Consider the following 22681-nt stretch of genomic DNA (forward strand, 5'->3'; position numbering starts at 1 on the left):
GGCTGTTAGGTGCTGACCTTTTAAACGAGTTGTGGTAGAATTTGAATACGTCATAGTGAAAATCTCCTTATTAGTTGGTATCGGAACCCTAATAATACATGATTTTTCACTATGATGTTTTTTTATTTTTCAGGTGGCTAACTTGATTATAAAATTCGCGAAATTTTTAAATCTGGTATTTTTCTAATTTTTATTGACAATTTTTTTCTGAACAAGTGACCTTCTTGTTCATGAGATCTTAAGGGAACTAAAAAACTTCTTGTTTAACAAATGTACAATGCGCTTAGGTAGACTAATATTCAGCTATCATTTCTGTGCACAAAAAACACTGTTTTTTCTCCTAGTTAGAGAAAAAACAGTGTCTAATGATAATTATTGGTCTACCTATAACTTTAAAAACAGATTACTTAACGAGTAATCATAAGAAATCTTTTTTGTAGCAAGCGATGTCTTATTTATTTTTTAAGTTGTAGAAAGATTTCAAACCTTTGTATTCAGCTACTTCACCTAATTGGTCTTCGATACGTAGTAATTGGTTGTATTTCGCAATACGGTCTGTACGTGATAGAGAACCAGTTTTGATTTGGCCAGCGTTAGTTGCAACAGAGATATCAGAGATTGTTGAATCTTCTGTTTCACCAGAACGGTGAGAAACAACTGCAGTGTAGCCAGCTTCTTTAGCCATTTCAATAGCTTCAAAAGTTTCAGTTAAAGTACCGATTTGGTTTACTTTGATTAGGATTGAGTTACCAATTCCGCCATCAATACCTTTAGCTAAGATTTCAGTGTTTGTTACGAACAAGTCGTCACCAACTAATTGAACTTTGTCGCCTAGGCGTTCAGTCAATAGCTTCCATCCATCCCAGTCGTTTTCATCCATACCGTCTTCGATAGTGATGATTGGGTATTTGTTAACTAGCTCTTCTAGGTAATCTACTTGTTCAGCAGCAGTACGTTTTGCTCCGCCTTCGCCTTCAAATTTAGCGTAGTCGTAAACACCATCTTCGTAGAACTCAGAAGATGCACAGTCAAATCCTAGGTATACATCTTTGCCTGGTTCTAAACCAGCAGCTTTAATTGCTTCTAAGATTGTTTCAACACCATCTTCAGTACCTTCAAATTTAGGAGCGAAACCACCTTCGTCACCTACAGCTGTTTCTAGTCCACGAGATTTCAAGATTTTAGCTAATGCGTGGAATACTTCTGCACCCCAACGTAATGCTTCTTTAAATGTTGGTGCACCAACTGGTACGATCATGAACTCTTGGAATGCGATTGGCGCATCTGAGTGAGAACCACCGTTGATGATGTTCATCATTGGAGTAGGTAAAACTTTTGTATTGAATCCGCCTAAATAGTGGTACAAAGGTACTTCCAAGTAGTCAGCAGCAGCACGAGCAGCAGCAATAGACACACCTAAAATAGCATTCGCACCTAATTTACCTTTGTTAGGAGTTCCGTCTAATTCGATCATTGCTTTATCGATAGCCATTTGATCACGAACATCATAACCAATCAGCGCTTCAGCAATAACGTTGTTTACGTTATCGACAGCTTTAGATACCCCTTTACCTAAGTAACGGTCTTTGTCGCCATCACGTAATTCAACCGCTTCGTGTTCACCAGTTGAAGCTCCTGAAGGAACCATTCCGCGTCCAAACGCACCTGATTCAGTATAAACTTCTACTTCGATTGTTGGGTTACCACGTGAGTCTAAGACTTCGCGAGCGTAAACATCAGTAATAATTGACATGTTTTGTCTCTCCTTTGAGTTTGTTTTATCGTAAGGGATACCCCTTGTGATTACTTCTATTTTAATGAATTTTCAGTAATACTGCAAATAAAATTCGAAAATGTAAACGAATTATTTTACAGCATCCAATAAAGCTAAGAATGAATCAGCTTGTAAGCTTGCTCCACCTACTAAAGCTCCATCAACATTTTCTTTTGCCATGTATTCAGCGATGTTTTCTGGTTTTACAGAACCACCGTATTGGATACGAACTTTTGATGCTACTTCACTACCGTAAAGTTTAGCAACGGTTTGACGTACCACACCACAAATCTCATCAGCAATCGTTGCATCAGCAGATTTACCAGTGCCGATCGCCCAGATTGGTTCATAAGCAATTACTAGATTACTTACTTGTGCATCTGTTAAATCAGCTAGTCCAGCAGTGATTTGTCCTTCGATCCATTCCGCAGTTTTTTCAGCTTCATAAGTTTCTAAAGATTCACCACAACATAAGATTGGTGTCATATCGTTAGCAAAAATCGCTTTTGCTTTTTTGTTGATTTCTTCATCTGTTTCATGGAAGTATTCACGGCGTTCTGAGTGACCAATGATCACATAGTCAACACCTAGATCTGCTAGCGCAGCTGGAGAAGTTTCACCAGTGAACGCTCCTGAATTTTCCCAGTAGCTGTTTTGAGCAGAGATCTTCAAATCTGTTCCTTTCGCAACATCTACTAATGTTTCTAAAAATAATGCTGGAGAACCAATCACTGAATCAACTTTGTCATTGCCAGGGATTTTTGTTTTTACTTCTTCTGCAAAGGCTTTAGCCTCTGAAGCAGTTAAATTCATTTTCCAGTTACCTGCGATAATAGGTTTACGCATGTTTGTGACACTCCTTTTTCGATTTGATCAATTATTTATCGTTGATTGCTGCCAAGCCAGGTAATTCTTTTCCTTCAAGTAATTCCAAGCTAGCACCGCCACCAGTAGAGATATGCGTGAACTTGTCTGCAAAGCCTAATTGCTCAGCCGCTGCAGCAGAGTCTCCTCCACCAATGATTGTTGTTGCATCTTCAAGGTTCGCGATTGCTTCACAAACACCAATCGTACCTTTAGCAAAATTAGACATTTCAAACACACCCATTGGGCCGTTCCAAACAACTGTTTTTGCATCTTTTAAGATATCGCCAAACAATTCAACTGATTTAGGACCGATATCCAAGCCCATTTGGTCTGCTGGTACAGCACCTTCATGAACTTCAGTTGGTACATCGTTAGAGAAATCAGCAGCAGTTACTGAGTCAACTGGTAATACTAATTTATCGCCAGCTTTTTCAATCAATTCTTTTGCTAATTCTACTTTGTCCGCTTCAACAAGTGATTTACCGATCTCAATTCCTTCTGCACGATAGAATGTATAAGTCATTCCACCACCGATAAGGATTTTGTCTGCTTTAGGAATCAGATTTTCGATTACGCCGATTTTATCTGAAACTTTCGCGCCACCTAAAATTGCCACCATAGGACGTTTAGGTTCTTCAACCGCTTCACCGATAAATTTGATTTCTTTTTCCATCAAGAACCCAGCAACTGTTGGGATTCCTGTAGATGCGATACCTACATTGGAAGCATGCGCACGGTGAGCTGTACCAAACGCGTCATTTACAAAGACGTCACCTAATGATGCCCAGTATTTTCCTAGTTCTGTATCGTTTTTGCTTTCTTTTTTACCATCTACATCTTCAAAACGTGTGTTTTCAAAGACAACTACGTCACCGTCTTCTAAATTGTTGATTGCAGTTTCCAATGCTTCACCACGAGTTTCAGGAACGAATGTCACTTCTTTGTCTAGTAATTCGCCTAAACGATCTGCAACAGGTGCCAAAGATTTACCTGCTTTATCCTCTTCTGCTTTTACACGTCCTAAGTGAGAAAATAGAATTGCTTTTCCACCTTGGTCTAAAACATATTTGATTGTTGGCAATGCTGCTTTGATTCGTGTGTCATCGGTGATCACTCCATCTTTTAATGGAACATTGAAGTCAACACGAACAAGAACTTTTTTGCCTTTTAAATCAATATCTTGTACTGTCTTTTTAGCCATGAAATTGCCTCCTAATATCGGTCTTTCTCTTAAAAAAAAGCGGAGAAGCGCGTCGCTTCCCCGCTTTGATACTGCAAATTTAGATAGTGAGCTATCTTATAAATTAGCGAAGTATTCTAAAGTACGAACTAATTGTGCAGTGTATGACATTTCATTGTCATACCATGAAACAGTTTTAACTAATTGTTTGTCGCCAACTGTCATTACACGAGTTTGAGTCGCATCGAATAATGAACCGTAAGTAATACCTACGATATCAGAAGATACGATTTCATCTTCAGTATAACCATAAGATTCGTTAGCTGCTTTAGCCATTACTTCATTGATTTCGTCAGCAGTTACTTGTTTGTCAAGAACTGTTACTAATTCAGTCAATGAACCAGTTGGTACAGGAACACGTTGAGCAGCACCGTCTAATTTACCGTTCAATTCTGGGATTACTAAGCCGATCGCTTTAGCAGCACCAGTTGAGTTAGGTACGATGTTTGCAGCAGCCGCACGCGCACGACGGAAGTCACCTTTAGGGTGTGGTCCATCAAGAGTCATTTGGTCACCAGTGTATCCGTGGATAGTTGTCATCAAACCTTCAACAACGCCGAAGTTATCGTTTAACGCTTTAGCCATTGGAGCTAAGCAGTTAGTAGTACATGAAGCACCTGAGATAACTGTTTCTTCGCCTGTTAAGATTTCATGGTTTGTGTTGTAAACGATTGTTGGAACATCATCTCCACCTGGAGCTGAGATAACAACACGTTTAGCACCAGCAGTCAAGTGTTTTTCTGCAGCAGTTTTTGAAGTAAAGAAACCAGTACATTCTAGAACGATATCTACGCCTAGTTCGCCCCATGGTAATTCTTCAGGGTTACGGTTAGCTAAAACTTTAACTTCGTTACCATTTACATTGAATGAACCTTCGTGAACTTCAACAGTACCGTTGAAACGTCCTTGAGTTGTATCATATTTTAACAAGTGTGCTAACATTTTAGCATCTGTTAAGTCGTTGATCGCAACCACTTCGATTCCTTCTACATCTTGGATACGACGGAAAGCTAAGCGTCCGATACGTCCAAATCCATTAATACCTACTTTAACTGTCATTTAAGATTTCCTCCTTATGAAAATCATAAAAATTTTATTTTAAAGGGTTACCCCTTTTAAAATCTCATTTGCGGCGGCTTCATCTGTGATGAGCCACGTTTGTTTTGGTGCGTTCTGCATATATGCATGAATCGCTTTTGCCTTCGTTCTTCCACCCGCGACTGCAAATACGTAAGGGATATGTTGCAGATCCTTTAATTCCAATCCAATGCGGGGAATTTTATAAACGATCTTGCCAGACTCATCGAAGAAATAACCAAAAGATTCTGCCACAGCATTTTTCTGCTTCAGCATCAAAATCTCTTCTTCTGTCATTTTCCGTCGAGCAGCCATATGTAGCGCTCGTCCGATACCATGAATCACGCAATTGGCTTCACTTATCAAATTCAGAACTTCTACTATAGAAGGTTCCTGTAAAAGTGAATTATACGTAGTTTTACTCAACTGTTCAGGTACATAAAGCGATCGATACTTGCCATTTGTACGAATCGCCATTTCTGCACTCACAGAATTTGCTTGTACATTGACGGCTTCTCCAATCCCTCCTCTAGCAGGGACAAACAAGTTACGACGTCGATCTGTTTCCAGATTGGACAATTCTTTGGCAACCTTTGCCATTGTAATACCACCCATCACTGCGATGATATTTTCTCCACTTGGCAAATTGCTATCTAGAACCTCTTTTAGGAGGTGTCCAAATTCACTGATTACCTTGACCTGCTGATCGCTATTACCACTTGTGATCAGACAGCGGTCAATTCCAAAGTGATGTGCCAGCCGTTTCTCAATCTGATGCATACCAAACAATTGATCCATCATACTACCTAATTTATTATAAACATCTTCTCCTTTAGTAGTCAACATCATACCACTTTTTGAAGAATCAATTAATTGAAGTTTTTTCAGCAAATCTGTTTCTGTTCGCAACATCCGTTCTGTCATATCCAAGCTCTCTGAAAGTGTTCGTCTTCCAACTGGCTGCATCCAATAAATACTTTGCAGAATTCGATATCTTTCCTGAATAACTGCTAAGAAATCTGGTGCAATCGTTTCAAACAATTTAAGTTCGTCAAGCATATGCAACCTCCGTTGGACAATTTTAGTCCCAGATAGACTTAATATGACCCATCCGTTGTAAAAAAAAGCAAATTTACCTTCTTTCTTCAATTCCTTACACAAATAATTCTAGCATGTTCATTCTTATTTATCAACTCATACATGAATAAAATTAAGGATATATACGCACTTTTTACATTTTTTTTACAAAAAACAAGGATGCCGAAAAATCTTGCTGCTTTCTTCGACGTCCTCGTGCTATTTTCTATTCATCGTATCGTTTTCGCTTAGAAGAACTTGGAATCTTCAGAGCATCACGATATTTTGCAACCGTTCGTCTAGAGATTTCGATTCCTTCTTCTTTCAACAAGTCTACCAATTTTTGATCAGAGAATGGTTTCTTTTTACTTTCAGAATCGATCAAGTCTTTCAAACGATTTTTCACATCGCTTGTCGATCGTTCCTCTCCTTCATCTGAAGTGAGCTTCTGACTAAAGAAACGCTTCAATTCAAACACACCAAACTCGGTCTCTAAATATTTTCCATTGACAGCACGGCTGACAGTTGATTCATGAATCTCTAGCTCTTCAGAGATATCCTTCAAAATAAGCGGTTTGATCGGATGCTCTTTTTTCAAAAAGAAGTCTTGTTGACGAGCAACAATCGCTTTTCCTACATTAAATATGGTATCGCCTCGCTGCTCGACGGTTTTTTTCAACCACTCAAAGTCTTGCTTTTTTTCTTTAAGATACTCCAGTACTTCTGGATCACCACTTTGCTTCATTTGATCGAAATAATTTTGTTGAAATTTAACTTCCGGTGCACCGTTTCGATGAGACGACACCTGAATCCTGTCTCCTTTGATTTTCACGGTCAAATCAGGAATGATATATAAACCTTCTGTTGAGCCAAAAGAAGCTCCTGGGGTAGGTGTTAAGGTTTGGATGTAGTCGAAAACCTTCTGGACTTCTGGTAAGGTAACAGAAAAAATTTTGGCAATCTTCTCCCATTTACGTTCTACTAATTCATCAAAACATTCCTCCAGCATGATATAGGCTAATTCGGGTGCGTAATTATCACGCTCAGTTTGAAGCATCAAACACTCTTGCAGATTTCTAGCCCCAACGCCAGCTGGATCTAGTTGTTGGATCAACGTCAAGGCATCCAAGAGCTGGATCGGCGTCCCACCTGTCTTTCGAACAGCTTCATCCAAAGAAATCGTTAGAAAACCGTTCAAATCAATATACTCGACTAAATACAGAACCAAGGTACGCAAATATGTATCCCGATAATTCAAGTGGATCTGATCAATCAGGTGCTCAAAAAGGGAAAGGTTGTTATCAGGGATCTGACTCAAATAATTCATTTCAGTCCCAGTAGAAGTTCTTGGTTTGGAGTAGTTAGAAGTATAATCCGGCGGAGTCACGTCTAATAAAGGATTTTCCAAGGCTTGGTTATCGATAAAATCGGTCAATTCCTCGGTAGAAAACTGTAGTACCTGAATCGACTGCTGCAATTTCTGAGTCATTGCCAATTTTTGTATTTGTTTTTGTTGCTGTGAAAATTGCTGCTGAAATTTCATTGTTATTTCCCCTTGTTTTTTTTCTTAAAGTCCGCTAAACTATTAAAAGTGTTCAGCATCCTTAGTGTAGTGGATATCACGCAAGATTCCGGTTCTTGAGACAGGGGTTCGATTCCCTTAGGATGCGTTGTTGTAACTGATTACAGTATACTTGAAAGTTATCGAAAAGGCAAAATGAGGTTTCACAAGTATGAATACTATAAAAATGAAATTCATAGTTCATTACTAACAAACGGGCTGTGACATAAATAAAAAGATGACTTGAATTTCCGAACTTTGGGAAATTCAAGTCATCTTTTTTGTTTTGGAAAAGTTTTTCCATTAGTATTTGTAATCAAATAATGAAACTTCGTAACAAACATTTTAATAAAATTATATTTTTTAATTCGTTTATTGGAGTAATAAAGTGACTTATGTCACAGCCCCATTTGTTTTCTATTGGCAAACTCTCTATTCTGGGTAACAAAAAACAGTAAAAATAGAGCACCCGTTAAGATACTCTATTATCTATTCTAATTAATCGTTATACTTTTCTGTCCCAAACACTCCATAGTAATGAGTCAAACATTCTCTCATTCCTTGTTTAGCTGCTTCTTTTACCTCTAGATAATTGACTGGCTTCGTCTCCGTGATTCCGTCCATTGCGGCATTCACTAAATCAGAGAAAACATTAATTTTGGCAATTCCTTCACGACCACATCGTGCTAAATTCTCATCACCTGATGAAGAACCTCCGTGTAACACTAACGGAGTATCCACCGCTTTCGCAATTTCATTTAATCGCTCAAAATTAATTTCAGGTACTCCCTTATACATTCCATGTGCAGTTCCTATTGAAATTGCTAAAGAATCAACATTGGTTTCTTGAATAAAGTTAACTGCATCTTCGACTGTCGTATATTTAGAATCTGTATGCTCATGATTTTCATAATTGACACCTGAGCCTACATGACCAATTTCCGCTTCCACAACTACCCCTTTAGGATGAGCATAGGTAATAATTTCTTTAGTTTTTGCTACATTTGCTGCAAATTCATCCTGTGAAGCATCAATCATGACAGAAGTGAACCCTAAATCAATTGCTTTTTTGATAACACTTGGTGTCATCCCATGATCCAAATGAAGAACAACCGGTACTTTCGCTTTTTCTCCAAAATATTTTCCGTTCAGAGCGGCTTCTTCTAAAGAAATCAAATCTAAGTGTGATTCAGCTAAAGCTAAAATAACTGGTACATTCAATTCTTCTGCAACTTCCAAATATACCTTCATCGACTCCACATCAATAAAATTTGGTGCTGGAATAGCATAACCATTTTCTTTTGCTTGTTGAAATAATTCTTTTGACGTTACTAACATTTATTCTCCTCCTAATATTATTTAATTTCTAACGGTTTTTTACTCAAACCAATAATCAGAGCACTTACAACACTTCCTACCAAAATACAACCGATATAAATAATTGGATGATTTACTGCAATCGGAATAACGAATAATCCTCCATGTGGTGCAGATAAAGTAATGCCTAAAGCCATCGACAATCCACCACCTACTGCGGCTCCAATAATATTAGCTGGAATCACACGTAATGGATCAGCTGCAGCAAAAGGAATGACACCTTCTGTAATAAAAGAGGCACCTAGAACATATGCAACTTTACCAGCTTCTCTTTCGTTGGTAGTAAATTTATTTTTGAAAAATGTTGTTGCTAATCCAGCACCAATCGGAGGAATCATTCCTCCTGCCATCAATGCTGCCATCGGTTCATAAACCCCACTAGCAATCATTTGAATCCCAAAGGCATAGGCAATTTTATTTAAAGGTCCACCCATATCACTTACGAGAACCCCACCAAGAATCGCTCCCACGATGATTGCATTAGACCCTGTCATTCCCGTCAACCAATTAGTTAAAGCTGCATTCATATTACTTACTGGTGTATTAATCACATACTGAATAGTGATTGTCGTTGCTAATGTACCTAATACAGGATACAGCAAGACTGGATTCAACCCCTGTAAAGATTTAGGCATTTTTACAAGCACTTTTTTCAGCAACAAGATAACATAACCTGCTAGAAACCCAGCAAATAATCCACCTAAGAATCCGGATCCTCCTTGTGTAGCAATCATTCCACCAATAACACCTGGTGCTAAACCAGGTCGATCTGCGATACTAAATGCAACGTATCCAGCAAAAATGGGAACCATCAGTCCTAGACCAGCCCCACTACCAACTGAATTAAGAAATGCAGCAAAGCTGTTATACTGATCAGAATCAGGATTAGATGAATGAATACCAAACATAAATGAAATCGCAATTAAAATCCCTCCAGCGACAACAAATGGCAACATGAATGATACGCCATTCATCAAATGCTTATAAATATCAAAAGCACCACTTTTAGCAGAACTTGAAGAACTACCCAGATCTTGAGATTTGCCTTCTGCTCGATAAACTTCTTGTTTGTTCAAGACTTCTTCAATTAATTTGTCTGGCTCATTAATTCCTTTTTTTGTAGAGGTATTGACGAGTTTTTTTCCATCAAATCTACTTAAATCAACACCACGATCTGCAGCAATAATTACTCCAGCTGCTCGTTGAATTTCTTCGTCCGTTAGCAGATTTTCGGTACCACTTGATCCATCAGTTTGAACTTTCATTTCAATGCCTTTTTTTGCTGCAGCATCTTTTAGAGACTGAGCTGACATATACGTATGAGCAATTCCTGCTGTACAAGCAGTCACACCAACTAAATAGGTTTTAGCACCTGTCTCTTTTAAATCAAATTTTTCTTCAATATCCTCTTGCTCTTTTTCATTGATTGCTGCTAAAACATCTTCTGCCGAATCGGCAAGAATAAGTTTTGCTCTAAACATTTCATCCATTAAATAAGTAGATAAACGTGACAACGTCTGCAAGTGTTCATTTGATGCTTCATTTCCAGCTGCTATCATAAAGAACAAATGACACTTTTGCTCATCGTAGATAAATCCTTCCAAACTTCTTCCAAAAGCAATGCCTGGTTTCACAACAGCAGTTGATTTTGCATGGGGAATCGCAATTCCCGACCCTACTTCGGTTGAAATTAAGTTTTCTCTTTCCCATATATCCTGCCGATATTGTTCAATATTCGATAAATTTCCATTCTTTTCAAGTAATTGCGATAAATCTTCAATTAATTCTTCTTTACTTTTTGCTTTCACATTTAGTTCTATTGTGTGACTTGTTAATAATTCTGAAATATTCATTTTTTCATCTCCTTATATTTCTAAGATTGAAACACACTCTTCTTTTGAATTAACTTGCAAGAGTTGATTCAAAAGAATCGTATCATTCAATACTCTGTGTAACTCTTCCATAAGTTGACTCATTTCTGATTGTTTATCTCTTCCAGGCACAATCAAAAAGATTAGCGACACATCCGAGCTTCCCCAAGAAATAGCTTTATCCAAAATAACTATACCTATCTGCATTTGTTTCTCGTTACTTGGTTGTAGTGGATGCGGAATGGCGACAGCATTTCCTACTTCTGTAGTAGATAGTGATTCTCTTTCCATAAAACTCTCAAACATATAATCTAAGTTCATTTCTTTTAATGTCTGCTTTAAAACCTCGGCTTTACTCATCGCACTAAGTCTAGCAAAATAATCAACTTTCAATATTTTCTTTGAAAGTAGTTTGTTAACAATTATTTTCAAATTCTCTATATCATTTTCTGTGATAAATTCATTTACTTGGACTGAGGGAATGGATATTTCCTTCTTTAATGGAAACGTTGAAATAAGCAATTGAATACTTTCTGGTAGGGAATCAATTTCATCAAAACGAACAATTTTACTAATTTCTAATCCAGAAATTTTATTTTCTAAATCCTTTTTTAACAAAATAGACATTGGACGATTTCTTCCAGATAGAATGGCAGCAAAAATAGCATCTTTATTTTTTCTTTCGATATACGAAGCAAAATGCAAAGCAAGATATCCTATTTCACTTTCAGGTATATTAATATGAAGTTTTTTGCTGATTAAATGGGAAAAACGGACAGAGATATAATACGCTCGAATGTATTCTTGTTTGATTGTCGTAATCAAAGAATTTTCAATATAAAAATTAAAAAGCAATGGATAAATATCCCGTGAAAGATGCAAAATTAATCCTGAAGACAACTGACTATCGCTACAAAAATTCATATTGTACTCTTTCTCAAGTTGCAACAAAATATCAATTACTTCTTTTTTGATATTATCGGGAATTTGAGACTCCTCTTCTATTGTTGCAACAAAAAGCAACCGTTGACTCATTAAATAAAAGCTAAAATAAATGATTTCTGATTCAGGTATGCTTGTTTTTCGTTGCTGAGCAATTCTGTCTAATAATTTCTTTGAGATTACATATTCCTTCGTTTGGGTAATATCATATTTATTTAATAAGTGAGTCGCATCTTCTAAAACACATTGCTTTTCTATTCGATTAAGACAAATAATTAAATAAGAAATAATCGGTAAAAGTACTTCTGTATTGGTTGGAATTTCAAGTTGATCTACTTGCTCTTGTAAATATTCTACAAGATTTTCCAATTCTTCAATCATAATCCAACCTTTAAAATATTGTGATAATACTTTGGTAAAATTAATATTTGTCAGAGTCGGTGGATTAGATAAACTATCCAGAAATAACCGTTTATCAATTTCACTACCAATCAATCGAATCCCTCGAAAGATAATACTTTCGACACGAATATCTCTCAATTGATTATTAATCAGTTGTTGAATTTTTAATACATCTGTCCGAATTGTTTGACTAGAAAATAAAAGTCCTTCCGCAATCTCATCATAAGTAACCCAATCTTCTTTTTCTAAGAGATACTTAATGATAAAAAAAGCTCGTTCTTCAAATTCAATCTGCTGCGTTCGTTTGATTTCATTGACTTCTCCAACAAGAACATATCCTTTATTTTTGTTGTTTTTTATCTTGGCATCAATCAGATAATTTTCATTTAAATCTTTAATATAGCTTCTGATACTTCTATCCGATACATGAAGTTTTTCTGCTAATTCACTTCCTCTTATAAATCCCCCCTGTTCTTGTAAAGCAACAATCAACTTTACATATTTTTCTCTCATTTTTATCACATCCCCTACAAACATATGATAGTTTAATTGTCATAAAGTCGCTATAATGAATCCCTTCCTGTGTAAACGGAAACATTTTTGAAATAAAAATTGAATACAATAAACTAGGAATCAAAACTTAAATACACTAATTTTTGATTCCCTTCTGTAATTTTTTAGTAATTATCTGTACTTACCGTCTTATCCAATCCTAAAACTATCGGCGTTGACTTATATCCAATCCCCATACGATCAATCCCCATATCGATTAATTCAAAGAAATGTTCTTGTGTTCTAATTGCTCCACTCCCCTTTATTTTGATGCGTCCTTTACATTGATCCATTATGATTCCAATCACTTCAGTCGAAGCGCCTACACCTTCAAATCCAGTTAGGAATCCTGTACTTGTTTTTACAAAATCAGCTCCAGCTTCAATCGCACATTCACAAGCTTGGCGAATTTGCTCTTCATTCAATGTATCGGTTTCAAAAATAACCTTCACTGCTGTCCCATACTTATGGCAGACATCCACAACTGCTTTAATATCAGTTGTTACATCAGTATATTTGCCACTTCTAATCCACCCATAGTTCGCAACGATATCTAGCTCATAAATATCTCCACGTTTACAATACTCTTCTGCTTGTAAGACTTTTGATGCTGTCGTGCTTAGGCCAAATGGAAAGTCACAAACGACACAAATCTTTGTTTCTGTATCCTTAGTTAGCTCAGATGCAATATCAAGAGATGAAGGATTGATGCATACCGTTGCACAATGATAATCAACCCCTTCTTGAATATATTGCCGAATTTCAGCTTCTGTAAATTCAGGTTTTAATACAGATTGATCAATATACTTTCCAAGCTGCTCTACCGTCATATCTTTTGCTTTTGTCATAAAAATACTCCTCCTTACTTTTTTTGTAAAATAACTACAAATTCATTATATTGTATTTTAAATACTTTATAAAGGTATATTCGTATTTTAAATACAAAAAAAACAATATTTAAGTCTGTTCTATATAAGATACTTCTAATAGTACAATTTGACTGATGTAGATAAAAATATTATTATGTATTAATACTACATATACTTATCGTTAGGGGCTTTTTTATGGAAAATAACCAACTATATTCAGAAATAATTAAATTGAAATACAATTCACTTAGCAAAACAGAAAAAAAGGTAGCAGATTTTATATTAGACACCGGTTATCAAGTTTCAGAGATGGCACTTTCTGAATTATCTGGAACAGTAGGAGTCAGTGATCCTTCAGTTGTACGATTTACTAAAGCTTTAGGATTCAAAGGCTATAGTGACTTCAAATCTCATGTACTTCGAGATTGGGGAAAAGAGAGCTCATCATCAGATACAAAAAAATTTGTTGATATTAATTTTTCTCCAAATGATACACTGGACTCGATTCCTGAAAAAATCATTCGTAATACAATTCAAGGACTAGAGGATACACTAAAGATTTTTAATACCACCTCTTATCAAGAAGCTGTAAAAGCCATTCTTCAAGCACAAAGAATCGAAGTATTTGGTGTTGGAACTTCAGGAAGTATTGCTCTTGATTTTGTCAGTAAGCTAATCAGAATTGGATTAAACGCAAGATTTTTTACAGATAATCATTTAGAACAATTAAGTTGTGTCTCCCTTTCCAAAAATGATGTTGCTATTGCCATTTCTCATTCAGGAAGTACTATTGATGTTGTAGACACTCTTCAAATTGCAAAAGAAGCTGGTGCGAAAACTATTGCGTTAACTAATTATAAGGCCTCACATATATCTAAATATGCTGATATCGAATTACTGACAGGTGATCATGAAACAACTTTTTATAGTGAAACAATGATATCTAGAACCTCCCTTTTATCTATAGTTGATATGTTATATATGGGTATTTTAATTAGCGATTACGAGAACTTTACTTCAAGACTCCATAAAGTGAATATTCTTGTAGAAAAGAAAAATTTTTGATTTATTTAAAAAAACTATGTTAGTCATTACCAGTACGGAGCTTCTGGATAACTTCATTATATCTGAGACGAATTATTCAAAAAAGCGACTGGCAAAACTAAGTGGTTGACATATCCTCTCTTGAGAATAGCCAAAATGGCCCACGCTTTATTGTCTCCATAGGCAACTGCAACTGATTTAGGTACCCTGCTTAATTGATCAAGAGTTAAACCAATGATTCTTTTTTGTAACTTTCCATGAATTGGTTCCCCATTCTCATTAAAAAATCTACAACAAACTTCCCCAACTGCTTTTTCTTTGGCTAATATAGCATAGTCTGTTTTGTCTAAAAGATCTCGCCATTGACTTTTATTATGAATCAAATTCCCGCCTACTCCAACAATGGCTAAATCCAATTCATTCCATAGCATTAGAAGTTCTTGAAAGTACTTTGAACGTAAGACACCATAAGCAATCTCTTCTGTATTTTGTACAACAGTTGAATTTATAAATGTACTTTGTCCTTGAAAAAGTCTAGCCATCTCGTAAACAAGTGTGTTGACGTGATATTTAGTGTTGATATGACTAGGTCCTCCAGCCAAAGGACAGAATGAAACATCCTTGACAGTCTTTACTTCAATTTTTTCGACCATTTTACTTAGAGTAGATCCCCATGAAATCCCCACAATATCTTTTTCTTTAATCAAATGTTTCACTAAAGCAGCAGCTCGTTGCGAAATATTATTAGCTAATTCAGTTTCTGTTTCTTCTGTGTTGTTATCAACAATCTCAACTCGTTTGAGATTGTATTTTGACTGAATATATTCTTCCAATTTGAAAATTTCTGACTCTGTTTCCTCAATATAGATCTTTATGATCCCTTCTTTTTTCGCCCTGGTGATCATTCGACTGACTGTAGTTCGATAAATATCAAGCTCTACCGAAATTTCTGTCTGACTTTTTTCTTCAATAAAATAAAGATATGCAACTTTAGACAATAATCTACGTTTTTCATCCTTCATTTCGTTAACTCCTTTCAAGAACATCAACGTCATTTTCTTAATATTAACAGCAAACATCCTTCTAAAGCAATCTAATTAAGATTCATATGAAAGATAAATATTAACATTCAAAAAAGTTTAGCTCTTGAAAAATTGAGTATGACTACAAAATCACCTAAAGATCTATTCCTGTTTTATCACTAGTCAAGGAAAACAGCCTTACAAAACAAAAAGAAACCAGCATGATTTCTCATCACTGATTTCAGAGTAACTAATATTCAAATTTTGATTGAACTAAAAACGTATGAAACTGCGAGATATTGTGAAAACAAACACAATTTTCTTCTTCCTCTTTTTCTGTGATCCTTATTGGAATAAATCCATCCTTTCTAGCTTTCTCTAGTCTTTTCTTTTCAACATCTAAAAAATATACGTTCTCCCCTGCTTCATCAAGCAGAAAATTTCCTTCTAAAACCAAGCCCAAGTCTTCCCCTATCTTAAGTTCATCAAAACCAGCTCTCTCTTTTGAAAGAATACCGACCTTGATCTGACGCACTTTTAGATAGTTTAGTAGTTTTGTTAAATCCGAACTGACAGATTCACTGTGCTGATTTTCATTAATTAAAACTTCCCAAGTTCCAAATACTACTGCGCTCATAGAATTTCTCTCCCATCTTTCAAACTAGCATATTCATTTTTTAAGACTGATTGAAACGGTTATTTGGCTCTTTTCAAACAAACAACAATATTGTGAAATATTTAACAAATACATTTTTGCATAAAAAAATTCATTTGTCAACAAATGTCACATCGTTGCTGTTCTTTTATTTTGATAAAAAAAAGACAGATGCCTAAGCACCCGTCTCTTCTTCCTTACAATTCTTCGTCTTCTTCCTCATCAAAATCATCATCGCCATCGTCGTCAATGATTGTTAAGTCTTCTTCAATACTTCCTGGAAGATCCTCTTCATCATCACCGTTGTCACTTGCGCCAATTTCCTGCAAGTCAGAGTTGTAAGCAGCGATTTCTTCATCTTCATCATCGTCTTCAAATAAATCATCGTCATCGTCGTCAGCATTTAGATCTGCATCTTCCGGATCATCATCGTTATAGTCAATCGCATCTTCATCGTCATTGATGAACGCATTGACTTTTTTACGTTTGCGGCGACGTGGTGCATCTTCATCATCCTCGTCGATTCCATGGTTTACTTCTTCATCGATTGAATCAATGGCGTACCATGAACGTAGGCCCCAACGATTATCTCCCAAAGAAATAAAGCTGCCGTCTATGTTTAAGTCCGTATAAAACTGCGCCAAAGAATCACGAATATCACTATCAGATTTACCTAAGTAAGTTTGAATCTCATTAACTAAATCTGAAAAATCCATGACATCACCTTTTTGTTCTAAAATTGCATGAGCAACTTCAATCATGGATAACTCGCTTTTATTTACACCTTCAAATACATTAATTTCCAATCGGGACACGTCCTTTCACAGTCTACGTCTAATCATACAAAAATCTTTGCAAAAAAGCAATTTTTTCTGACAAAAAATCACTAAAATCAAGCAGTAAAATCCAATGACAGCTTGTAATTTCCAATTTTTTCTCCTGCTGTGAACAAATCATACTCTACAGACACTTTTCCAGCAGTTGGACGATCAGTCAAACTAAAATGCAAGTCTCTTGTATAGGTACTAAAAAACATCACACCATACGGCGTTTGATAACTCGTTTCGGCTTTTTCACGATAAACAAATTTCAAACGCAAGCGCATCTCACCTGAGCGGATCAACTGGATAGAACCATCTGGAGAAATCTTCATTGTTACAGGAATTTCTGTCTCATCTTCCTGCATTTCTTTGTACCTTATATAAAGAGTATCGCCAATCTTGACGACCTGTCCTTGTAAATCAAATAAAAACTCCTGTAATTCCTCATTTTGAAAAACCTCTGTTTTCAGCTGGATAGAAACAGGTAATCCTTTCTTCAAATCCACGTTCGTTCCCCCTCTTCTCTTCTTTATATTGTTCACATTTTCAGCTTGTTTGTCAATAAAACCAGCCAATTCAAAACTTTTCCGCATATTTTCATAAGATTTTCGTATATAATAGAGAAAACAATAGAAAAAGAAGGATCTAGCCATGACATATCTATATATTGATCAAGCAAATTTTTATAAAAAAACGGCCTTTCTCCCTTTTGCACTTACCGATGTTTTTACCGAGGACAGCAGTGCAAACAGTCGCTCTTTTTTTCACTTTTGGCAGTTTGAGCAAACTTTCATTTTAGGAATGAAGGATACGCGTGTAACTGACTTTGAACTCGGTGTCCAAAGTATTTTAAACAATGACTATCTACCGGTCATCCGCAACTCAGGAGGCTTGGGTGTGATCGCTGATCAAGGGATTCTAAATATCTCCTTGATTTTCCCTAAAAACGAGCAAACAACTACCGATACAGCCTATGAAGCGATGTATGAATTAACGCAAAAAGCCTTTCCAGAGCTGGTGATAAATGCTTATGAAATCACTGACTCCTATTGCCCAGGAACTTTTGATTTAAGCGTAAATGGAAAAAAAATTGCTGGCATCGCCCAGCGTAGACTAAAAAATGGCGTGGCGGTCATGATGTATCTTAGTGTCAACGGTGACCAGACAAGGCGAGGGGAAATCGTTCGTGAATTTTATCAAACAAGCTTAAAAGAAGCTTTCGGTACAGACGGCTATCCTGCCGTTGATTCAAGCTGTATGACGACATTAGAAACAATGCTTGCAACAAGTCTCAGTGTGGAAGCTGTCAAAGAACGTTTCCTCCAAGCTCTGGAGATCCAAACAGATGCCATCGATCCGTTGCAATGGGTCCAGGAAAATAACTATACGACTTTACTAGAGAAAAAAATTGCTGGCATGGAACAACGAAATTTAAAAATAAAGGAGATTCATCATGGCGATTCCCTATAAAAAGCAGCTATTGCGTAAAGAAGCCGTTTTTCGAGACCCGGTACATAATTATGTGCATGTCCAACACCGGGTGATTCTTGATCTGATCAACTCCAAGGAGTTCCAGCGCTTGCGCCGGATCAAACAGTTAGGAACCTCTTCCTTTACCTTCCATGGAGCGGAACACAGTCGTTTTTCCCATTCTTTGGGGGTCTATGAGATTACACGTCGGATCTGTGATATTTTTCAGCGCAACTACTCAAAAGAAAAAATTGGCGATGAAGGTTGGGATGATGCTGAACGGCTGGTGGCTTTGTGCGCGGCTTTGCTGCATGATGCAGGTCACGGTCCTTATTCACATACCTTTGAGCATATTTTTCACACTGATCATGAAGCGATCACGGTGGCAATTTTGACTTCTCCTGAAACAGAGGTCTACCAGATCTTGAATCGTGTCGAAGTCGGTTTTCCGGAAAAAGTCGCAAGTGTGATCACTAAAACTTATCCTAATCCACAAGTCGTCCAAATGATCTCCAGTCAGATCGATGCGGACCGCATGGATTATTTACTGCGGGATGCCTATTTCACTGGAACAGAATACGGGACCTTTGATCTAACCAGAATCCTACGAGTGATTCGTCCCTATAAGGGTGGAATCACCTTTGCCATGAATGGCATGCATGCTGTGGAAGACTATATCGTCAGTCGCTACCAAATGTATGTGCAGGTCTATTTCCACCCAACTTCTCGAGGAATGGAAGTAGTCTTAGAGCATCTGCTGAATCGTGCCCATGAGTTGTATCAGGAAGATAAAAAAATCTTCCAGAACCATTCACAATTATTGCTGCCTTTCTTAAAAGAAAAATTTTCTTTGGAAGAGTACCTGCGCTTGGATGATGGTGTATTAAATACGTATTTCAATCATTGGATCGAGGAAGCTGATCCAATATTAAATGATTTGGCCAAACGATTTTTAAATCGCAAGCCATTGAAATCTTGTCAATTTGATCCAGCTTCACAGCAGCCTTTGGTGAAGGAAATGCAGAAAATCGTAGAGACAGCCGGTTTTAATCCTACTTACTACACAGCCATCAATTCCAGTTTTGATTTGCCTTATGATTTTTATCGTCCAAAATCAGGCAAACACCGCACACAGATCGAACTGCAGCAAAAAGATGGTACTCTAATCGAGCTCTCAAAGGTCAGTCAGCTTGTTTCCGCACTGGCTGGACAAGGTCAAGGAGACAATCGTTTTTATTTCCCGAAAGAAATGGTTGACCAATCGCTTCAGGACAACTATGATTTATTTGGAGAGACTTACCAGTCATTTGCTAACCATATCCACAATGGAGCATTGATTGAATAACTTTTAGGAGGAACACATGTCTATCAAATTAATTGCCATTGATATCGACGGCACCCTGATCAATAGCAGTCATCAATTGACAGCTGAAGTACACGACGCTATTCAGCAAGCTAAAAAACAAGGAATCAAGATCGTTTTGAGCACTGGACGTCCCCTTGCAGGAATCCAGAAGCTGCTTCACCAATTGGAACTTTTTACTGGCGATGATTATGCCATCACCTACAATGGTTCGTTGGTTCAAAATACCGAAACCAAGAAAACCGTCTCAAGTTTTAGCTTGACCTATGAGGATTACTTGGAGATCGATCTGCTTGCACGTAGACTAAACCTCCACGTGCATACGGAGTCAGAGGATACAATTTATACTTCCAATCGTGACATCAGTCCTTATACTGTCCACGAATCACATTTGGTGAACATGCCGATCAAATATCGGACACAGGAAGAAATGACCCCTGATATCTCATACATCAAGATGATGATCATTGATGAACCTGAGTTGCTGGATGCAGCGATCCCTTCAGTTCCTGAAGATTACAAAGAAAGATACACCATCGTAAAAAGTGCGGCCTTCTTCTTAGAGATCATGAACAAAGAAGCGCAAAAAGGAACGGCACTCAAACGTTTGGTAGAACATCTCGAGCTAGAGCCTTCTGAAGTGATGGCCATTGGAGACAATGAAAATGATCTTTCCATGATCAAATACGCCGGTCTTGGCGTTGCTATGGATAATGCGATCGATGTTGTCAAAGAACACGCCGATGTGATCACTCTTTCAAATGATGAACACGGCGTTGCCGAAGCAATCAAAAAATACGCATTGAAATAAGAAAAAACAGGTCTTCCAAGATATGGAGGACCTGCTTTTTTACTTACTTCTCTTCCTTCAACCATTCCTGGATCGCCCAGCGATGACTTCCTCTTTTTAGCAGTAGCATCGCATCTTCAGGTGTCACCCAAGCTAGACCATTCGTAGTCTCTGTGGGTTCTGCAACTTTTTCCCATTGATCGACCACATAAAAATACCCGGGATGTTCAAAATAAGTGTCTCGGTGACTGGAGTAAAAGTATTCCATCGCTTCCCCTAAATACCGACCGACGGATACCTCAAAACCGACTTCCTCCAGCATCTCACGGTCGATCGCCTGCAAGTGGTTCTCTCCCTGCTCAATCTCCCCACCTGGTAGGAAATAAGCCCCATTTGGTGCTTGAACGATAATGACTTCTTTCTTATTCTCTCGATGGATCACAACATAAGCTCCATATCGCGGTTGATACTTTTTCCCAACTTCTTTTTTCCCAAAAACCGGCTTGTCCATTTTGACCTCCCTGTGAAACTCTTTCTTTTGATTGTAACTGATAGCCTCGCAACACACAAGTTTAGAATTCACTTAGAAACAGGGCAAGTTTCTTATCATCAAAAATTGGTTATGTTATGATGAAGCTAACAAGAGGAAAGGATTGATACCAACTATGAAAATGGCACATACTTGCGTACGCGTAAAAGATTTAGAAGCTTCATTGGCATTCTACAAAGAAGCCTTTGATTTTGAAGAAAGTCGCCGCCGAGATTTCCCAGAAGCAAAATTTACTTTGGTTTACCTAACATTACCTGGAGATGACTATGAATTGGAGTTGACCTACAATTACGATCATCCAGGATACGATTTAGGAGACGGTTATGGACATATTGCCATTTCATCTGCAGATGTTGAAGCTCTTCATTCAAAACACAAAGCAGCCGGCTTCAATGTGACTGACTTAAAAGGCTTGCCAGGTGTTCCGCCTTCTTATTACTTTATTATTGATCCAGATGGCTACAAAATCGAAGTCATTCGTGATCGCTAATCTTAGATACTCTTTCCGAACAAATGGTTTGGAAAGAGTTTTTTTGAACGTAAAAGCTTGTCATCAACCAGATTTTTCTATAATATTGAAAGAAAATATCTGACTCAACAAAGGAGGACGCGCCTTGAAACCAATTATTGGTATTGCTGGGAACGAACGCACGATTTTTACCGGCGAGACATATTGGCTCTCTTACACATCCAGAAACTTCGTTGAAGGAATCCAACAAGCTGGCGGACTTCCTATGGTTTTTCCAATTGGAGAACCTGAAGATGCCGCAAACTACATACAAAAAATCGACAAGCTTTTGCTGGGAGGTGGTCATGATGTCACGCCCAAATTATACGGACAAGAGCCACATGCTTATTTGGAAGAAACCAATGAAAAAAGAGATGCCTTTGAATTGGAGTTGATTCAAGAGGCGGTCAAAGCAGGCAAACCGATTTTGGGGATTTGCCGCGGTATGCAATTATTGAACGTTGCCTTTGGCGGAACATTGTATCAGGACGTTTCATTGTTTCCAGCAAAAACGTTAAAACATATCCAAGATTCAGAAATGAATAAACCGACTCATGCTGTCCGCATCAAACCGGAAAGTCTTTTGAGTGACTTTTTACCTTCGGAATATCTAGTCAATACCTATCATCACCAGGTGATTGCCCAGCCAGCTGAGGGCTTTCAAGTAATCGCTCAGGCACCTGATGGCGTGATTGAAGGGATTCAGGCCTTGCACCTCAAGGCACCGATCCTGGCCATCCAATGGCATCCTGAACTGACTCGCAGCAAAATAGCAACCGATCAGCAGCTGTTTGACTTTTTTGTCCAAAAACTATAAGAATAGGAGATCGTGCAAAAGCGATCTCCTGT

The 22681-nt window shown here is 37.4% G+C and carries 21 protein-coding genes and 1 tRNA gene; 7 read left to right on the forward strand and 15 right to left on the reverse strand.

Annotation, left to right across the window (positions count from 1 at the left end):
* Nucleotides 1-451 precede the first annotated feature (451 nt).
* The 6 genes from eno to rpoN form a co-directional block, all read right to left on the reverse strand.
* Nucleotides 452-1753 (reverse strand): surface-displayed alpha-enolase, encoded by a 1302-nt coding sequence (gene eno / locus ACWODM_RS06975; RefSeq protein ID WP_455320655.1) that lies wholly within the window; start codon nt 1751-1753, stop codon nt 452-454.
* Nucleotides 1754-1864: 111 nt separating this feature from the next.
* The gene (gene tpiA, locus ACWODM_RS06980; RefSeq protein WP_455320656.1) at nt 1865-2620 is read right to left on the reverse strand and encodes a triose-phosphate isomerase; all 756 of its coding nucleotides are present in this window, start codon (nt 2618-2620) and stop codon (nt 1865-1867) included.
* 31 nt (nt 2621-2651) lie between these two features.
* A complete protein-coding gene (locus ACWODM_RS06985; RefSeq protein ID WP_455320657.1) occupies nt 2652-3842 on the reverse strand; it encodes a phosphoglycerate kinase in 1191 nt (396 codons plus the stop codon).
* A gap of 96 nt (nt 3843-3938) precedes the next feature.
* Nucleotides 3939-4940, reverse strand: a complete 1002-nt coding sequence (gene gap, locus ACWODM_RS06990) for a type I glyceraldehyde-3-phosphate dehydrogenase (RefSeq protein ID WP_455320658.1) — start codon at nt 4938-4940, stop codon at nt 3939-3941.
* Between the two features lie 39 nt (nt 4941-4979).
* Complete coding sequence (locus ACWODM_RS06995; RefSeq protein WP_455320659.1) at nt 4980-6017, reverse strand: sugar-binding transcriptional regulator; 1038 nt, start codon at nt 6015-6017, stop codon at nt 4980-4982.
* Nucleotides 6018-6261: 244 nt separating this feature from the next.
* Nucleotides 6262-7578: an RNA polymerase factor sigma-54 gene (gene rpoN / locus ACWODM_RS07000; RefSeq protein WP_455320660.1), complete on the reverse strand. Its 1317-nt coding sequence runs from the start codon at nt 7576-7578 to the stop codon at nt 6262-6264.
* Between the two features lie 55 nt (nt 7579-7633).
* Between rpoN and ACWODM_RS07005 the strand changes: the two genes are divergently transcribed.
* Nucleotides 7634-7705, forward strand: a tRNA-Arg gene (locus tag ACWODM_RS07005).
* A gap of 389 nt (nt 7706-8094) precedes the next feature.
* On the opposite strand, the gene ACWODM_RS07010 is transcribed toward ACWODM_RS07005, so the two are convergent.
* From ACWODM_RS07010 to deoC, 4 genes are all read right to left on the reverse strand, one after another.
* On the reverse strand, nt 8095-8934 hold the full coding sequence (locus ACWODM_RS07010) for a class II fructose-bisphosphate aldolase (RefSeq protein WP_455320661.1): 840 nt from the start codon (nt 8932-8934) through the stop codon (nt 8095-8097).
* Between the two features lie 17 nt (nt 8935-8951).
* The gene (locus ACWODM_RS07015; protein WP_455320662.1) at nt 8952-10826 is read right to left on the reverse strand and encodes a PTS fructose transporter subunit IIABC; all 1875 of its coding nucleotides are present in this window, start codon (nt 10824-10826) and stop codon (nt 8952-8954) included.
* Between the two features lie 12 nt (nt 10827-10838).
* A complete protein-coding gene (locus ACWODM_RS07020; RefSeq protein WP_455320663.1) occupies nt 10839-12701 on the reverse strand; it encodes a BglG family transcription antiterminator in 1863 nt (620 codons plus the stop codon).
* A 164-nt stretch (nt 12702-12865) separates the two neighbouring features.
* A complete protein-coding gene (deoC, locus tag ACWODM_RS07025; protein ID WP_455320664.1) occupies nt 12866-13588 on the reverse strand; it encodes a deoxyribose-phosphate aldolase in 723 nt (240 codons plus the stop codon).
* 216 nt (nt 13589-13804) lie between these two features.
* On the opposite strand from deoC, the gene ACWODM_RS07030 reads away from it, so the two are divergent.
* Nucleotides 13805-14674 carry a MurR/RpiR family transcriptional regulator gene (locus ACWODM_RS07030; protein WP_455320665.1) on the forward strand — a complete coding sequence of 290 codons (870 nt, stop codon included), beginning with the start codon at nt 13805-13807 and terminating at the stop codon, nt 14672-14674.
* 56 nt (nt 14675-14730) lie between these two features.
* Here the strand turns inward: ACWODM_RS07030 and ACWODM_RS07035 are convergent, their stop codons facing one another.
* The 4 genes from ACWODM_RS07035 to ACWODM_RS07050 form a co-directional block, all read right to left on the reverse strand.
* The gene (locus tag ACWODM_RS07035; protein WP_455320666.1) at nt 14731-15675 is read right to left on the reverse strand and encodes a sugar-binding transcriptional regulator; all 945 of its coding nucleotides are present in this window, start codon (nt 15673-15675) and stop codon (nt 14731-14733) included.
* Nucleotides 15676-15925: 250 nt separating this feature from the next.
* The gene (locus tag ACWODM_RS07040; RefSeq protein ID WP_455320667.1) at nt 15926-16312 is read right to left on the reverse strand and encodes a hypothetical protein; all 387 of its coding nucleotides are present in this window, start codon (nt 16310-16312) and stop codon (nt 15926-15928) included.
* A 215-nt stretch (nt 16313-16527) separates the two neighbouring features.
* A complete protein-coding gene (rpoE, locus tag ACWODM_RS07045; protein WP_455320668.1) occupies nt 16528-17136 on the reverse strand; it encodes a DNA-directed RNA polymerase subunit delta in 609 nt (202 codons plus the stop codon).
* An 86-nt stretch (nt 17137-17222) separates the two neighbouring features.
* Entirely contained in the window at nt 17223-17657 is a 435-nt protein-coding gene (locus ACWODM_RS07050; protein ID WP_455320669.1) for a DUF1934 domain-containing protein, read from the reverse strand.
* Between the two features lie 145 nt (nt 17658-17802).
* Here ACWODM_RS07050 and ACWODM_RS07055 point away from each other — a divergent pair, with 145 nt between their 5' ends.
* From ACWODM_RS07055 to yidA, 3 genes are read left to right on the forward strand one after another with little or no spacing between them, the layout of a single operon-like run.
* Complete coding sequence (locus ACWODM_RS07055) at nt 17803-18621, forward strand: lipoate--protein ligase family protein (RefSeq protein ID WP_455320670.1); 819 nt, start codon at nt 17803-17805, stop codon at nt 18619-18621.
* Entirely contained in the window at nt 18605-19966 is a 1362-nt protein-coding gene (locus ACWODM_RS07060) for an HD domain-containing protein (protein WP_455320671.1), read from the forward strand. Before ACWODM_RS07055 ends, ACWODM_RS07060 begins: the two co-directional genes overlap by 17 nt.
* 16 nt (nt 19967-19982) lie before the next feature.
* On the forward strand, nt 19983-20795 hold the full coding sequence (yidA, locus tag ACWODM_RS07065) for a sugar-phosphatase (protein WP_455320672.1): 813 nt from the start codon (nt 19983-19985) through the stop codon (nt 20793-20795).
* Between the two features lie 43 nt (nt 20796-20838).
* Here yidA and ACWODM_RS07070 read toward each other — a convergent pair whose 3' ends face one another.
* Complete coding sequence (locus ACWODM_RS07070) at nt 20839-21285, reverse strand: NUDIX hydrolase (protein WP_455320673.1); 447 nt, start codon at nt 21283-21285, stop codon at nt 20839-20841.
* Nucleotides 21286-21439: 154 nt separating this feature from the next.
* Between ACWODM_RS07070 and gloA the strand changes: the two genes are divergently transcribed.
* The gene (gloA, locus tag ACWODM_RS07075) at nt 21440-21814 is read left to right on the forward strand and encodes a lactoylglutathione lyase (protein WP_455320773.1); all 375 of its coding nucleotides are present in this window, start codon (nt 21440-21442) and stop codon (nt 21812-21814) included.
* A gap of 124 nt (nt 21815-21938) precedes the next feature.
* On the forward strand, nt 21939-22649 hold the full coding sequence (locus ACWODM_RS07080; protein WP_455320674.1) for a gamma-glutamyl-gamma-aminobutyrate hydrolase family protein: 711 nt from the start codon (nt 21939-21941) through the stop codon (nt 22647-22649).
* Nucleotides 22650-22681: the final 32 nt, after the last annotated feature.

Source organism: Enterococcus olivae (genome assembly GCF_053760925.1).

Bases quoted from the DNA above. Each gene is read 5' to 3' on its own strand.
- ACWODM_RS07020 (WP_455320663.1), bottom strand. From the start codon at position 12,701: ATGAGAGAAAAATATGTAAAGTTGATTGTTGCTTTACAAGAACAGGGG.
- deoC (WP_455320664.1), bottom strand. From the start codon at position 13,588: ATGACAAAAGCAAAAGATATGACGGTAGAGCAGCTTGGAAAGTATATT.
- ACWODM_RS07070 (WP_455320673.1), bottom strand. From the start codon at position 21,285: ATGGACAAGCCGGTTTTTGGGAAAAAAGAAGTTGGGAAAAAGTATCAA.
- ACWODM_RS07030 (WP_455320665.1), top strand. From the start codon at position 13,805: ATGGAAAATAACCAACTATATTCAGAAATAATTAAATTGAAATACAAT.
- ACWODM_RS07040 (WP_455320667.1), bottom strand. From the start codon at position 16,312: ATGAGCGCAGTAGTATTTGGAACTTGGGAAGTTTTAATTAATGAAAAT.
- rpoN (WP_455320660.1), bottom strand. From the start codon at position 7,578: ATGAAATTTCAGCAGCAATTTTCACAGCAACAAAAACAAATACAAAAA.
- ACWODM_RS06995 (WP_455320659.1), bottom strand. From the start codon at position 6,017: ATGCTTGACGAACTTAAATTGTTTGAAACGATTGCACCAGATTTCTTA.
- gap (WP_455320658.1), bottom strand. From the start codon at position 4,940: ATGACAGTTAAAGTAGGTATTAATGGATTTGGACGTATCGGACGCTTA.
- ACWODM_RS07010 (WP_455320661.1), bottom strand. From the start codon at position 8,934: ATGTTAGTAACGTCAAAAGAATTATTTCAACAAGCAAAAGAAAATGGT.
- eno (WP_455320655.1), bottom strand. From the start codon at position 1,753: ATGTCAATTATTACTGATGTTTACGCTCGCGAAGTCTTAGACTCACGT.
- ACWODM_RS07060 (WP_455320671.1), top strand. From the start codon at position 18,605: ATGGCGATTCCCTATAAAAAGCAGCTATTGCGTAAAGAAGCCGTTTTT.
- gloA (WP_455320773.1), top strand. From the start codon at position 21,440: ATGAAAATGGCACATACTTGCGTACGCGTAAAAGATTTAGAAGCTTCA.
- tpiA (WP_455320656.1), bottom strand. From the start codon at position 2,620: ATGCGTAAACCTATTATCGCAGGTAACTGGAAAATGAATTTAACTGCT.
- yidA (WP_455320672.1), top strand. From the start codon at position 19,983: ATGTCTATCAAATTAATTGCCATTGATATCGACGGCACCCTGATCAAT.
- ACWODM_RS07035 (WP_455320666.1), bottom strand. From the start codon at position 15,675: ATGAAGGATGAAAAACGTAGATTATTGTCTAAAGTTGCATATCTTTAT.
- ACWODM_RS07015 (WP_455320662.1), bottom strand. From the start codon at position 10,826: ATGAATATTTCAGAATTATTAACAAGTCACACAATAGAACTAAATGTG.
- ACWODM_RS06985 (WP_455320657.1), bottom strand. From the start codon at position 3,842: ATGGCTAAAAAGACAGTACAAGATATTGATTTAAAAGGCAAAAAAGTT.
- ACWODM_RS07055 (WP_455320670.1), top strand. From the start codon at position 17,803: ATGACATATCTATATATTGATCAAGCAAATTTTTATAAAAAAACGGCC.